Annotated in this window: 18 protein-coding genes and 1 pseudogene; 10 read left to right on the top strand and 9 right to left on the bottom strand. The window is 28.7% G+C overall.

The features are described from left to right. The first annotated feature begins 3 nt into the window (after positions 1–3). Positions 4–1,194, top strand: a complete 1,191-nt coding sequence (locus GXK56_RS11930; RefSeq protein ID WP_160687682.1) for an MFS transporter — start codon at positions 4–6, stop codon at positions 1,192–1,194. A 140-nt stretch (positions 1,195–1,334) separates the two neighbouring features. Here the strand turns inward: GXK56_RS11930 and GXK56_RS11925 are convergent, their stop codons facing one another. From GXK56_RS11925 to GXK56_RS11890, 8 genes and pseudogenes are all read right to left on the bottom strand, one after another. Then, a complete protein-coding gene (locus tag GXK56_RS11925) occupies positions 1,335–2,012 on the bottom strand; it encodes an HAD family hydrolase (RefSeq protein WP_160687681.1) in 678 nt (225 codons plus the stop codon). A gap of 174 nt (positions 2,013–2,186) precedes the next feature. Continuing rightward, positions 2,187–2,357 carry a hypothetical protein gene (locus GXK56_RS11920; RefSeq protein ID WP_160687680.1) on the bottom strand — a complete coding sequence of 57 codons (171 nt, stop codon included), beginning with the start codon at positions 2,355–2,357 and terminating at the stop codon, positions 2,187–2,189. A gap of 102 nt (positions 2,358–2,459) precedes the next feature. After that, positions 2,460–3,065, bottom strand: a complete 606-nt coding sequence (locus tag GXK56_RS11915) for a DUF3267 domain-containing protein (protein ID WP_160687679.1) — start codon at positions 3,063–3,065, stop codon at positions 2,460–2,462. 202 nt (positions 3,066–3,267) lie between these two features. Then, complete coding sequence (locus GXK56_RS11910) at positions 3,268–3,735, bottom strand: GNAT family N-acetyltransferase (protein WP_202127872.1); 468 nt, start codon at positions 3,733–3,735, stop codon at positions 3,268–3,270. A 93-nt stretch (positions 3,736–3,828) separates the two neighbouring features. Further along, a complete protein-coding gene (locus tag GXK56_RS11905; RefSeq protein WP_160687678.1) occupies positions 3,829–4,284 on the bottom strand; it encodes an NUDIX domain-containing protein in 456 nt (151 codons plus the stop codon). A 121-nt stretch (positions 4,285–4,405) separates the two neighbouring features. Next, on the bottom strand, positions 4,406–5,854 hold the full coding sequence (locus GXK56_RS11900) for a serine hydrolase (RefSeq protein ID WP_160687677.1): 1,449 nt from the start codon (positions 5,852–5,854) through the stop codon (positions 4,406–4,408). 340 nt (positions 5,855–6,194) lie between these two features. Continuing rightward, complete coding sequence (locus GXK56_RS11895; RefSeq protein ID WP_160687676.1) at positions 6,195–6,452, bottom strand: DUF4190 domain-containing protein; 258 nt, start codon at positions 6,450–6,452, stop codon at positions 6,195–6,197. A 90-nt stretch (positions 6,453–6,542) separates the two neighbouring features. Further along, positions 6,543–6,745, bottom strand: a pseudogene (locus GXK56_RS11890) (IS1595 family transposase); the annotation flags it as partial. Positions 6,746–7,047: 302 nt separating this feature from the next. On the opposite strand from GXK56_RS11890, the gene GXK56_RS11885 reads away from it, so the two are divergent. The 9 genes from GXK56_RS11885 to GXK56_RS11850 all read left to right on the top strand — a co-directional run bounded on the left by GXK56_RS11885 (position 7,048) and on the right by GXK56_RS11850 (position 12,428). Next, entirely contained in the window at positions 7,048–7,695 is a 648-nt protein-coding gene (locus tag GXK56_RS11885) for a type II CAAX endopeptidase family protein (protein WP_160687675.1), read from the top strand. A 234-nt stretch (positions 7,696–7,929) separates the two neighbouring features. After that, positions 7,930–8,208, top strand: a complete 279-nt coding sequence (locus tag GXK56_RS11880; protein ID WP_160687674.1) for a DUF3953 domain-containing protein — start codon at positions 7,930–7,932, stop codon at positions 8,206–8,208. Positions 8,209–8,684: 476 nt separating this feature from the next. Then, positions 8,685–8,825 carry a hypothetical protein gene (locus GXK56_RS28735; RefSeq protein ID WP_347707951.1) on the top strand — a complete coding sequence of 47 codons (141 nt, stop codon included), beginning with the start codon at positions 8,685–8,687 and terminating at the stop codon, positions 8,823–8,825. Between the two features lie 14 nt (positions 8,826–8,839). Further along, positions 8,840–9,109: a hypothetical protein gene (locus GXK56_RS28730; RefSeq protein WP_347707950.1), complete on the top strand. Its 270-nt coding sequence runs from the start codon at positions 8,840–8,842 to the stop codon at positions 9,107–9,109. Between the two features lie 13 nt (positions 9,110–9,122). Further along, the gene (locus tag GXK56_RS11870; protein ID WP_243156100.1) at positions 9,123–9,392 is read left to right on the top strand and encodes a hypothetical protein; all 270 of its coding nucleotides are present in this window, start codon (positions 9,123–9,125) and stop codon (positions 9,390–9,392) included. 185 nt (positions 9,393–9,577) lie between these two features. Beyond that, complete coding sequence (locus GXK56_RS11865; protein WP_160687673.1) at positions 9,578–10,162, top strand: hypothetical protein; 585 nt, start codon at positions 9,578–9,580, stop codon at positions 10,160–10,162. A gap of 289 nt (positions 10,163–10,451) precedes the next feature. Then, the gene (locus GXK56_RS11860; protein ID WP_160687672.1) at positions 10,452–10,943 is read left to right on the top strand and encodes an HAD domain-containing protein; all 492 of its coding nucleotides are present in this window, start codon (positions 10,452–10,454) and stop codon (positions 10,941–10,943) included. 275 nt (positions 10,944–11,218) lie between these two features. Next, on the top strand, positions 11,219–11,911 hold the full coding sequence (locus GXK56_RS11855) for an alpha/beta hydrolase (RefSeq protein WP_160687671.1): 693 nt from the start codon (positions 11,219–11,221) through the stop codon (positions 11,909–11,911). 133 nt (positions 11,912–12,044) lie between these two features. Beyond that, complete coding sequence (locus tag GXK56_RS11850; RefSeq protein ID WP_160687670.1) at positions 12,045–12,428, top strand: VOC family protein; 384 nt, start codon at positions 12,045–12,047, stop codon at positions 12,426–12,428. A 198-nt stretch (positions 12,429–12,626) separates the two neighbouring features. Here the strand turns inward: GXK56_RS11850 and GXK56_RS11845 are convergent, their stop codons facing one another. Then, on the bottom strand, positions 12,627–13,208 hold the full coding sequence (locus GXK56_RS11845) for a hypothetical protein (protein WP_160687669.1): 582 nt from the start codon (positions 13,206–13,208) through the stop codon (positions 12,627–12,629). Between the last annotated feature and the right edge of the window lie 56 nt (positions 13,209–13,264).

Raw genomic sequence — 13,264 nt, 5'->3', positions numbered from 1 at the left:
ATTTTGAAAAATCAATACAATAAAACAATTACAGCCTGTTTTATTGGTTATATAGTTCAGGCAATCGTAAATAATTTTGTACCACTATTATTCCTAACCTTCGAAAGATTATACGGAATTCCATTAGCTCAGATAACATTGCTTGTAACCATCAATTTTGCAATACAGCTTCTTGTAGATCTGCTGTCAGTACAATTTATTGATAAAATTGGATATCGTGCATCCATGGTGATTGCTCATGTTTTTTCAGCAGTTGGATTGATACTTCTTACCATTTTGCCAGAAGTGACACGTCTTCCACTTACTGGAATCATTGCTGCGGTAGTGATTTATGCTATTGGAGGTGGTTTGCTAGAAGTATTAGTAAGCCCAATAGTGGAATCATGTCCATCGGACAATAAAGAAAAGGCAATGAGTATGCTACATTCCTTTTACTGCTGGGGACACGTAGGAGTTGTCGCAATATCTACTCTGTTTTTCTACTTGTTTGGTGTAAACAACTGGAAGGTGCTTGCAATTATCTGGGCAATTATCCCACTATGTAATGCAGGTGTATTTACAAGAGTTCCCCTATTACCTCTGCTCCCAGAAGGGGAATCTGGGCTTCAAATGAAAGATTTATTTAGAATGAAACTCTTCTGGATACTCTTTATTATGATGATATGTGCAGGTGCCAGTGAACAGGCAGTCAGCCAGTGGGCATCTACTTTTGCAGAACAGGGACTTGGAATTACAAAGGCGGTTGGAGACTTAGCAGGACCAATGGCTTTTGCAATCATGATGGGGATTTCAAGAGTATTTTATGGAAAATACGGAGACAGAATCGATTTGGATCAATTCATGATTTTTAGCAGTATGCTATGCATTTTATCTTATATTGGAATTTCACTAATACCAATACCTGAGGCTAGTCTGATAGCATGTGCAGTTTGTGGATTATCTGTTGGAATTATGTGGCCTGGGACATTTAGCAAAGCTTCGGCTGCATTATCAAAAGGTGGAACAGCGATGTTTGCACTACTTGCGCTTGGTGGTGATGCTGGCTGCTCAGGTGGTCCAACTTTAGTTGGTATGGTATCCAGCAGCCAAAATGATAACTTGAAAATGGGAATTCTTGTTGCCAGTATATTTCCGATTCTTTTACTATTAGGAATACTAATTTGCAAGAGAATGAAAAATAATAAAAATATATAATGCACTCATACTGATATGCTCCCTTTATAGTAGACAGTTAAAATAATAAAACTGTCAGTATGGAGGGAGTATATTTTTATTATCTATTATTCATTTTTAGTGATTCATAATTTAAAAACATTGTATATAAAATCTTCTGATTATAAAATATTTCTTAAATCGCTTAAATCATAAATCATCTGTATATTGTTAATAGTCAATTTTTCTCCCTTTCGATTTAGCCAAATACCATTCATACCAAGATTTTTGCAAGGAATAATATCTGTCTGTAAATCATCACCAATATAATAACATTCTTGCGGTTGCTTATTAACCCTGTTACATGCTATAGCAAATAATTTTATATTAGGTTTTGAAATACCAACTTCTCCTGCGGTAATAATATCAGTAAAATATTGTTTAATATTCATTTTTTCTAACTTTAATGATTGTTGCTTTAAATCTCCGTTACTAATAATTCCAAGTCCATATTTTCTTGATAAATGCTTTAAGCAAGGAATTACATCATCATAGGGCTTCCAATTGTCTTCATAATTGCTTAAATATTTCTTGAATTTAATTATAGCATCTTCATCTGTAAGTTTGATGTTTGAATAACTAAATAACTCTTTTACTCTTTCAATGCGTTGTTGGCCAAATGTTAGTTCTCCCTTTAGGTACTTATTAAAATACTTATCTGATACTTGACACCAAAACTTGTAAAATACATCTTTTTCAAATTTAAATAAATCTTTATATTCTTCATAAAATGCTTCCACTCCAAGTAATTCAGCGCTTTTATGGTCTAATAATGTACCATCTAAATCAAAAAAAATCATTTTTACCTCCATTAAACCCTATTAAAATTATTTATAAATCAGCATACAATTATTTATGATTCTTCATTAATTATAGAAAATTATAAAATCGCTCGTTTTTCTTAAATAATGAGATTTTTCAATTTAAAATTTAATTTTATTAATCTATAATTTAAGAATATTACTAATCATTTTTTATTTCTTTTTATTAGAATATACTAACGAATCAACCATTGTACCTACTAGCATACCTAATCCCATACCAATATTTAAATTTCCAAGTGTTTTTCCTAAAATCATTCCTAACGCCATTCCTATTAGCATATAGAAAACTTTATATTCACCATGATTATTTTTTTCATCCATTAACTTAACCTCCCATCTTATATAACATAAATTACAAGATTCTAACTACTATAAATCTTTATTATTACATCTCTTAATAATATTATTACCATTCTATTATTTCTATTTTGCTGGATACCAATACAAATTAAATCTTGAAAATTGCACAAAAGCTTTGTTAGGCATTTGAGTTATTACTCTATAAACATGATAAATATCTCCACAGCCATTTAAAATATTAAATGTAGAAAAGGTAAATAATATTTTTGAAAATTCACCAGAATTAAATGCTGTAAAAATCCATATTATAAAAGGAATAATTCCCAAAATAACAGTAGGTAAAAGACCTATAAAAATAAACCTTAATTTTGAATTTTTACAGTTAAAATAAGTAAATGGCATAATACTTTTAACAGAATACCAAATTTGAACATCCGCATTTTTAGGGACAGCAATAGCATGAAGAAGTTCATGTGGAATAATAAATAGGAAACTTAACATTGCTCCCCACAAATTAAATAATCCATGCGTATTTGTCCCGAGATTCAATTTTCTTTTTAAATATACAAAAATTGCAATAATAATTATTGATAAAATTGCGAACAAACTAGATTCTAACATTAATCTAGTAGTATTTTCTGCACCTTTAAATTTTACTGCATTATCTGGAAGATTTCCAATTAATAATTGATTTTCATTAGTATACTTACCTTTCCAAGTTAATTTCATAATTAATAAATTCCTTTCTAAGTTGTTTAATTATTAACCTTATTTCTCTAAAGTTTTAATATATATTTATTTCATAATATCTTACAATGACGCATTAAAAAAATCGTAAATTCAATCTCTTAATTAATCGAGTTTACAATTGGTTGTTCAATCTTATTAATTCACAATTTAAGTACATTGACAATTAATAGTTAGAAATACTTCACTTATTTTTATGTAATATAAATTTCTGTAGTGGATAGTCAAATTCAGTTACAAATTCATCTTCCTCAAATCCAAACTTCTTATATAATGGTCTTGGTTCAATTCCTTTTATATCCTCTTCTCTAAATGTGGTAACTGTTATATATGTATCTTCTGGGAATAATGATAGCATCTTTTCTATCATTGCAGATGCAATCCCTTTCCTACGATGATTGGGATGCACTGCCATGCAAGAAAGACATTTAGAGTTATGAGAAAATAGCATAACACCAACAACATCACTCTTATGTTTTACACAAATGGCAGTTTTTCTTTTTATATTCTTAATCACAGTTTGTCTATAACCATCCATCTTCTCAAATGTCTCTAATCCTGGAAACTTATCACTAACAATATCAACCATTTTCATCCATGAATCTATATCTTTCATTTCTGCATAACATAATAAATATTTCTCAGTTAACATAGTTCCTCCCATTAATTCTAATCATTTATAATTGTAATTATCTATCTTACCTACATTATTCTTATTTTGCTTAATCAGTCTAACTTGAGTTTTTTATACTAACAGACCTCTTTTAATTTTATTATCTACCTCCCATAAGGCTACTTTATTACTGTCATATCTTAATTTTTCTTTAGCAGTTTGATAATCCATCCATTCATAATCAATATGTTCATTAGAAAGTTTTATTTCATCACCCCTAATATTCACTGCGAATGTATATTCAGGAATAACAAGACACTCTTCTCCCCATATGCTTCTGTGTACTTCAAAACATTCAGTTGAAATACTACAACAGGTTTCCAAAGAATAGTATTTATTATCAAACAATATTCCAGCTTCTTCATAAGCTTCAAGTTTAGCAGATTGAAGTGGTGTTTCTCCATCTTCACCACCACCTGCAATAAACTGCCAAATTTGCATGTCTGAACGATTAAACACAGCATATTTAATCGTCTCATCTTGAATTATATACGGTATAACTAAAACTTGATATTTCGCTCTAGCCATTGTTTCTCCCTTCGGCTACCTTAATATACCAAGTAGCTATACAAATTGATATATCTTCTCGTGTTACTGGTTTAATTTTAATATTATTCATGCGCACACAAATCCTTAATATATGTATCCATTATAATTCTCCTTTTAAGTTAGGTAACTCTTTAATACCAAATGATACATTAAGCTTTCCTTTTACTTCTATATTATTACCCTCAAAACAAAGTTCTAATGTACAGCAAAATGGTGTCCCAATAAACTGCGTATTAATAACAAATGTATTTTTATTGCTCCAATAACCATAAGAAGATACTAAACTAAAATCACCAATTAAATCAATTTTACATTCTAACCTTTCCCCTAATCCACCTACAATTTTATACTCGCCTTTACTATGAACTACAGTTAGCTCAAACTGACAAGCTTGAAAACAAATTGATACTTTCTCAAATCCAAATTCATTATCCTGTAAGTTATAATATTTACCACTTATTTCACTTTCCTTTGCAGAAGAATCAAAACTATTAACCAAATTACAATCTTTAATCATAGGTAACTTTAAGTTTAAGAGCTTTTCTTTAAGTTCCATACAGCATTCACTATTATCTGTAAATACTTCTTCTCCCATAGATGGAACTAGATGTTTCCAAATCAGATTTAACACAACTTGCATATCCTCTACACCACCATTTATTGCAACTACAGCATCCTGTTCAGGCATAACTACACAATACTGACCAAACATACCGTCTCCTCTATAGGCATTATGACGGCACATCCAAAATTGATAACCATAGCCTTGTTGCCAATCACTATCTTTGTTACTTCCATTGGATATGTGGCTTTGAGTTGCTTCCTTAATCCATGCTTCAGGTATCAAAGCTTTCCCATTGTATATACCTTTTTGAAGATACAGTTGTCCAAACTTAGCAATGTCTTCAGTTTTTATGCTAAGTCCAAATCCGCCCATATTTATTCCTTTGGGGCAAGTTTCCCAAGTTGCACCTTCAATACCTAAAGGTTCAAAAATTCGAGGTGTAAGATAATTTAGTAGTGTGTGACCTGTTACTTTTTGAACGATTGCTGAAAGCATATATGTAGCAGCGGTGTTATAAACAAAATGTGTACCCGGCTCATGCTCTACAGGAAGTTCAAGAAATGCCTTTACCCAGCTTACTTTTTTTTGAGAAAATACACGATCTGAAGTGTCATTATCATGCCCTGTAGACATTGACAATAAGTGCTTTATTTTCATTGCTGAAAGATTTTCGCTTATATTTTCTGGTAGTTCCTCATCAAAGTAAGATATTACATTATCCTCAACTGAAATAAGTTCTTCACTAACTGCAAGTCCAACTGCTGTTGAAGTAAAGCTTTTACTAAGTGAATAAAGCATATGCTTAAATTTAGAGCTATAAGGTGACCACCAGCCTTCTGAAATCACGTTTCCATGCCTTAACAGCATAAAACCATGAAGTTCAACTTTTTCTTTCTCTATTTCTAAAAGGAAATCCAATATAGCTTTAGAAGGCATACCCTGCTCCTCTGGTGTGCTTCTTGGAAGTTTTTTGTTACAATTCATAAAATTCACTCCTTCCTATATTCGTTAAATAGATTTTTATAATTCAAAATATTTTTTGCTATCTTAATCATATTGCCACCTACTTAAACAACAATTAATAGTTTTAATAAAATAACTCTATCACTATTATCCCCACTTAGTTGGACGTATGTAATTAATTATAGTATTTAGGAAAACTATATTAAATGGAAAGATTGTTTATAATCATATTTTCCTAGCTTTTGGTAAATAATTGTAAAAATCGTAAATTGACTCTCTTGAATAATATGATTTTACGATTTGCGCTTTAATTTAGTGATCCATAATTTAATAAAAATGATAATTAAGTAAAAAAAAGAATTTACTTAATAGCCTTTACATTAACGAACAATATTAATGCAAGTATTATAAATAATTGATAACATATACCTATAATACTAACAACCCTTCCTGATTTAGCAAAACCCAGACCCTTTTCTTTTGAATTGTTTATCTCTTTAACAGATTTACATGATATAATTATTCCAAAAGCACTAAGTATTAACCCAATAAAAGGTAACAATATTGATATAAGCCCTAATATTAATGAATATATTGACCTTTTGTTTGTTTTTTCCATTTTACATTTCCTCCTTCTTCACAATAATTTACTATTGTTCATTAAATTATAGTTGTTGATAACACTTATTATAACATAATTTACAAAATATTACACACAATATACATTTATTGGCTCTCTATATTTTAAGTCTTTTACTTTGATATATGAATGTGCTACATTGCTTTGAACTATAAAGTTTTTAGCCTTTATTATTTCTTTATATGAATCAAATATTTGAAGCCATTTGAACCTTTTAATATAGTTACTGATATATTTTTTGTTGCAACACCATTAAACCAATTTATCCATTTCCAACACTGATTTAAAACATATCCAATTAATAATATATGTAGGATCTTATTTAATTATGAGTCACTAAAAATAAATCACAAATTGCAAAATCGTATTATCCAAGAGATTGAATTTGCGGTTTTTTTAATGCATTATAATACTAAATTAGACATCAATTGTAGATTTGACGTAGAAATTATAAAACGTTCTTAGAAAATTAAATAATGCTATATTTACAATTTATGTTATAATTAATTAGGAATAGTAAAGAAATGTAAACCAGTAATTATTAAAGTTAATTAATAAATTTGGAGGCTACGCAATGAAAAAAGAACAACAATTAGATAAACGGTTATTAACAGAAACACTGGCCGTTATAATAACTACTGTTTCATTGTTTTTGATATTTAATAGTCTTACATCAATTATTCCTTTAATTTCTATAATATATCTTTTGGTTGAAAAAAGAAAAAGACATCGTTCGTGGTCAGACATAGGATTCAATATAAAAACTATTTTATCAGATACAAGGAGTAATTGGCATTGGATTTTATTAGTTGGAGTTATTTCACCACTTTTAACATTTTATATAGGAAAGCATTTTATACCAGGGTATATTGACTACGTAAAATCACGATTACCAATGGATGTAGAGGTAATAATACCTGCAATAATTACTGTTACAATTGGTACGTTTTTAGAGGAAATTATTTTTAGAGGATTTGTTCAAGGAAGGTTAGAATGGTTTATAACACCATTTAAAGCTATAATTATTTCATCACTTCTTTTTGCGTTTATGCACTATTCACATGGAAGTATTAGTATTACAGCATTAGATATGTCTGGAATATTTGTAGATGGAATAATATTGGGAATTATATTTTCAAGAACTAAAAACATATTTGCTTCATGGATTGGACACTATTTAAGTGACGTTATTGGTATAGTATGTTTATTATTTCTTATATAATAAATCGATAAAATTAAATAACAAATTGTAAAATTGTATTATTCAAGAGATTGGATTTGCAATTTTTTTAGTGCGTAATTCCACAAATTTATGAATGAATTGTAGATAGGACGCAGAAAATTATAAAAATGTTTTTTGAAAATTAAATAATAGGATTTTTACAAAATATGCTATAATTTATACAGAATAGTTTAAAATTGTGAGAAGTAAATAAGAAAATATAGGTGGGGTAAAATGGAAAACTTCAAAGATATATGGAGTCAAAAACAAACATATGAAAAAGTGCTATCTGTGATTGGGATTATTTGTTCCATAAGTATAATAATATTGGCTGGGATGCATATTTTAGGTATCTGGGAAAATTCAATAAATGTATTTCAACCATTAATGGGTCTGTTGATGTTGATTCAAAGCATTCAGTATTGGAAGAAATATAAAATAGTTGCAATATTTAGTTTGTGTGTTGCACTATTTATTTTTTTGATTTCAATTTCTATATTTGGGATTAGATAAAATCCAATTTTTATAGGTGATAAAGATGTTAATGCAAAACCTACCCCAGAAATGATTTGAATGAGGAAAGAAGTCTGGAAAGATTTTAAAGATAATTTAAGCCCAAATGGGAAGATTAGCAAAGAAGTTATTGCATATACTTGAACAAAATAAGAAAAATGTCAGTTCAATTGATTCAAACTATTAATATGAATCATAATTGTAAATTATTACGAAATATATTTAAGGAGGATTATGATGGGCATTTCCGTTAATGAACTTTTTACATTGAGAGAATTAGACGCACAAGCAATATTTAGAGGGGTTAAACATCCTTGGGAAGTTCTTACAAAAATTAATACCTTCATTCTTGAGTACGCAAAAACCCTGCCAAATGATTTTGAAAGGATTGAGGAATTTGTATGGGTTGGAAAAGGCACTACTATTGAAAAAAGTGTTATGATAAAAGGTCCGGCAATTATCGGTTATATTGCGAAATCAGGCATTCAGCTTATATTAGAGAAAATGTTATCATTGGAAATGACGTTGTTATTGGAAACTCAACTGAAATTAAAAATTCAATTCTCTTCAATAAAGTACAGGTTCACATTATAATTATGTTAGTGATTCAGTATTAGGGTATAAATCCCATTTGGGGGCAGGAGCAATAACCTCTAATTTAAAGTCAAATGGAACTTTAGTAAAAGTAAAATATGGTACAGATATTATTGAAACTGGCCTAAGGAAATTTGGTGCAATTTTAGGTGATTCATCAGAAGTAGGATGTAATACAGTTTTAAACCCAGGTACAATATTAGGTAAAAGTTGTATTGTTTATCCATTGTGTTCTGTGAGAGGTTATATTCCAGAGGATAGTATTTTGAAAAATAATGGTGAGATTGTAGATAGAAAACAAAGTTAAGTAATCAGAATATTTGTCGATAATTTCTCTCTATATAGGTTTTTCAAAGGATTATATTGATAAGTATTTAGATTCAGGAATCATTAAACATAGAAGTGAGATAGAACAAAAAGAATTTGATAATTTGTATATGAGCAAAGATAATTTTATTAAATATCATTTAGAGCTCAAAGAACTCTGTAAGAAGAATAATTCTAATTTTTTTGAGATCAATGATGATTATGCTGGAGAAGTGAATAATGTATACAAATGGATTGATGAACAAGTAGAAAAACTAAGGTAGTTAATAACCCTATTGGAGCATAATAAAATATTATCATTAAGCGTAATAGTAATTTATTGTTCATCAACTAAAAAAGGCAGCAATGCCTATATATATGTGCATATCTTATCTAATACCAAAATTTGTTATGAAAATTGCTCATTTATAGAATTAGAATAAAAAATGTAAAGCGTTGGGAGGGAAATATGAAAAAATTATTAATTGCTGTACTAATACTTGGAACTATTAATTTTACAGGATGTGCCCCCAAAAGTGCAGACGATAAGGCAGTAAAAGAAACATCTGGATCTACAACTACTACAGAGACTAAAACAAACAATGATAAAACTAATGCTGCTAAATCTGATACAACAACCACTACAGCTAAAACTGATACAGCTAAAGCAACAACTAGTGATGGCAAACAATTAGGTTATGTAAAAAAGTTGTATGAAGAAAGTGGAAGTAAGTATATTTCAATACAATACGTACAATGGTTGTCAGGAGAAGAAGCTATTAAGGCTATAATGGAAGATGATAAATGTACAAGAAAAGAAGCAGATTCTAGATATACTAATGATTATTATATAAGAGATAAAAACAAAGAAGTAAAAAAAGTAAAAGTTTCAAATAATGCCACTTATAGTATAATTAAAACTGGTACTGAAGCAACTAAATCAAACTTTGATGAAGCAAAGAAAGAGCTTGGAGAAACAACACAAGGTATTTTATGTGATGTAACTATAAAAGACAATCAAGTTACAGATTTGAAACAAAGATATCACCCATAATAAATTATAAAGTTAATTTGCTCTATAATATAGTAACAATCAAACTTCCAATTCTCGAGTTTGATTGTTACTGTTTTTTTAGATGTGAATATTATTTGTAAATGAGCAGATAAATTGTAAATTTGTTGTGGAGATTTATTTATATGTAACTAATTGAAAATATATTTAGGAAAGATGTATGAAAGTAATTTTTTTAGTCTGCTCTTTGCTATAATTAAAAAAATTGAATTTGTAGTAGAAATTATTTATATAGTTATAGTTAAGTAGAATTATATTTAGGAGATATATTATGAAGGTAATTTTTTTAGATATTGATGGAGTAATTAACTCAAATTTCTGGATGGAAAGCCATCAGAAAGAAATTAGTGATGGAACATTAATCGATAAAGAAAAGATAGAATTGCTAGCAAAAATAGTACATAAAACAGGTGCTGCACTAGTTATGCATTCAGGATGGAGATTTTGGTTTAATAATGATATGCAGCCAATTAGAAAAGAGGCACAGAATCTAATTGATTTGTTACTAGATTCTGGTTTAAGCATTTATGCAATGACTCCAGACCTAACTACTGAAGAAATCAGAAAATCTAAAATGTTCAGTAAAGTGAAAGCATCAGAGATATTTTTATGGTTAAAGCAGAATCCTAATATTGATAAGTGGATAGTTTTAGATGACATAGATTTGCATAATGATGAGTTAGCTATTAGGCAAATACGAACTAATCCAGAGATAGGAATTACAGAAAAAGATGCTGATAAAGCAATTGAAATGTTATTATAAGTATTGTGGGGAAGCTTGGTATGATAGAAATATTAAAATGTATTGTATTGTGATCCTATGCTTAGTAAAAAGGCTACATGAAAATGCAAGGTAGATCGGTTTGGAGCTGAGTTTTGATGATATAGAGATTAATATTAATGAGATAAAAATGCCGCTTATATTTTTGATAGTATGGACAATTTTATTACAGAATTATTTATGAACTATATAAATTATGAGATATGACGTTATAATTTGATTGTAAATTAATAGAAATCAAATATGGGGATGAGCATATGAATACAAGAAAAATAAAAATAGAAAATATTCCAGCTATTTTATGGGGAGAACTTTCAGATAAAATATATATATTTGTTCATGGAAAAATGTCAAACAAAGAAAGTGCACATGAATTTGCAGAAATAGCAGTTGAAAGAGGATATCAAGTTCTTAGCTTTGACCTTCCGGAACATGGTGAGCGAAAAAATGAAAATTATCTATGCAATGTTTGGAATGGAGTACATGACCTTGAAATAATTGGAACATACGTGCAAAAAAATTGGAAGAATATAAGCTTATTCGGATGTAGTCTTGGTGCGTATTTCAGTTTGCTTGCATATAAAAATCTTTCAATCAAGAAATGCTTATTTCAGTCACCAATTCTTGATATGGAACACTTAATATGTAAAATGTTCAAATGGTTCAATGTTACAGAAGAATTACTTAGAGAGAAAAAGGAAATATTTACACCAATTGATACTCTTTCATGGGATTACTACTGCTATGTAAAAGAACATCCTATTGACAAATGGAATATACCTACTGCAATTATTTATGGGACAGAAGATAATTTGCAAAGTCGTGCTGTTATAGATAGTTTTGCAAAAAAGTTCAATAGCGACTTAACAGTATCACTCGGCAGTGAACATGATTTTCATACAAAGGAACAATCACAAGCTGTTACACAGTGGTTAAGAAAGTACATTTAAAATGATAATAGTATTTGCAGTTTACAAAATCCAATTTATCTGCTAAAACAAAATATGAAAAATGTCAGTTTAATTGATTCACATTTATTATATGAATCATAATTGTAATTATTATGTAAAGGAGAGATTATATATGGAAAAGATTCTTCATTCAATACTTGCGGTGTTTCCTACGCCTAATATCGAAGAAACCGCTAAGTATTATAATGAGATTATGGGATTTAGAATTGTTAAATATTTAGATGTAAAAGAGCCACACATATGCCTTTACCGTGATAGTGTGGAAATAGTCTTGACTAAAGCAAATACTAAAAAAATTTATACGAATAGAGAACTTTACGGTTATGGGGAAGATTCTTATTTTATTACTGACAATCAAGAAGCCTTACAAAATGAATTTATAAGCAAAGGTGCTAAAATTGTTCGTCCACTCCATATGACTGATTATAATAATATGGAATTTGTTTTAGAAGATATAGACGGACGGTGGATTGCTTTTGGAATGAAACAAAAATAACACTTCTGCAAATAAGCAATAGATGAAATAACTCATATCCATGTTTAGAATACCAAAGAAAAAATCTCAACTACATTTAAATATCTCTGTTAGGCTTTTTCAATTAACTATCCCTTCTGTCATCATACTGAAGAATTAATTTATAACATAAAAAGCCACACTACTTAGCTTTAGTGCCAGTAATACGACTTTTTCACATCAATTTATCTCATTTTCATAAATATCTATTTCTAAGTTATTAATATTAAATTTAGAACCAAAAATGCTTTTAATCATATGAACCTCTTCATTATCCAAATGGCTGATAGAAAACATTGTTTGAAAATCATAAACTCCTAATACCATTGATTCATAATCATCCTTATTCGTAAAAAACATAATTTGATTGCAATTAAGTTTATAAAGATGATCTATATTAGAATAAGAAAAATCAGTTAATAAGCCTTCAATTAGTTTACTATCTATAAATGAACTATAACAAGTAACATTATATTCACTAAAACTCTCTTTAATTATTTCTTCTAAACATAACGGATCTTTTGCCAAGTCTTCATCATATAAATTTTCTAAATAAAATGTGGAATCTTTTAAATCTTCACATGTATAAGAGTTGAAAATTTTAGTTAAAATATCTACTTCAGGCTTTTCTAATTTTTCAGGGTTATATATTATTTTCACATAAACACATTTTTTTAATTCTAATAAGTATCTATATAAATCCGTAATAAATTCACTATGTGAATTTCTTTTTAAGTAAAAGTCAATTGATAAGTTTTTCATAAAATAACTCCAAACCTTCTAATTTGTTAATAAATTTTCAGATATATGTCCCATCT

The organism is Clostridium sp. C2-6-12, assembly GCF_009928485.1.
In the GTDB taxonomy this organism is placed as follows: domain Bacteria; phylum Bacillota; class Clostridia; order Clostridiales; family Clostridiaceae; genus Clostridium.
Note: the sequence above shows the minus strand (reverse complement) of the source record. Positions and strands in the feature narration are given on the sequence as shown.

Excerpts from the sequence above, each read along its gene's own strand:
- GXK56_RS11865 (WP_160687673.1), top strand. The coding sequence starts at position 9,578 with ATGAAAAAATTATTAATTGCTGTACTAATACTTGGAACTATTAATTTT.
- GXK56_RS11895 (WP_160687676.1), bottom strand. The coding sequence starts at position 6,452 with ATGGAAAAAACAAACAAAAGGTCAATATATTCATTAATATTAGGGCTT.
- GXK56_RS11885 (WP_160687675.1), top strand. The coding sequence starts at position 7,048 with ATGAAAAAAGAACAACAATTAGATAAACGGTTATTAACAGAAACACTG.
- GXK56_RS11905 (WP_160687678.1), bottom strand. The coding sequence starts at position 4,284 with ATGGCTAGAGCGAAATATCAAGTTTTAGTTATACCGTATATAATTCAA.
- GXK56_RS11920 (WP_160687680.1), bottom strand. The coding sequence starts at position 2,357 with ATGGATGAAAAAAATAATCATGGTGAATATAAAGTTTTCTATATGCTA.
- GXK56_RS11855 (WP_160687671.1), top strand. The coding sequence starts at position 11,219 with ATGAATACAAGAAAAATAAAAATAGAAAATATTCCAGCTATTTTATGG.
- GXK56_RS11915 (WP_160687679.1), bottom strand. The coding sequence starts at position 3,065 with ATGAAATTAACTTGGAAAGGTAAGTATACTAATGAAAATCAATTATTA.
- GXK56_RS11880 (WP_160687674.1), top strand. The coding sequence starts at position 7,930 with ATGGAAAACTTCAAAGATATATGGAGTCAAAAACAAACATATGAAAAA.
- GXK56_RS11860 (WP_160687672.1), top strand. The coding sequence starts at position 10,452 with ATGAAGGTAATTTTTTTAGATATTGATGGAGTAATTAACTCAAATTTC.
- GXK56_RS11925 (WP_160687681.1), bottom strand. The coding sequence starts at position 2,012 with ATGATTTTTTTTGATTTAGATGGTACATTATTAGACCATAAAAGCGCT.
- GXK56_RS11850 (WP_160687670.1), top strand. The coding sequence starts at position 12,045 with ATGGAAAAGATTCTTCATTCAATACTTGCGGTGTTTCCTACGCCTAAT.
- GXK56_RS11900 (WP_160687677.1), bottom strand. The coding sequence starts at position 5,854 with ATGAATTGTAACAAAAAACTTCCAAGAAGCACACCAGAGGAGCAGGGT.
- GXK56_RS11910 (WP_202127872.1), bottom strand. The coding sequence starts at position 3,735 with ATGTTAACTGAGAAATATTTATTATGTTATGCAGAAATGAAAGATATA.
- GXK56_RS11845 (WP_160687669.1), bottom strand. The coding sequence starts at position 13,208 with ATGAAAAACTTATCAATTGACTTTTACTTAAAAAGAAATTCACATAGT.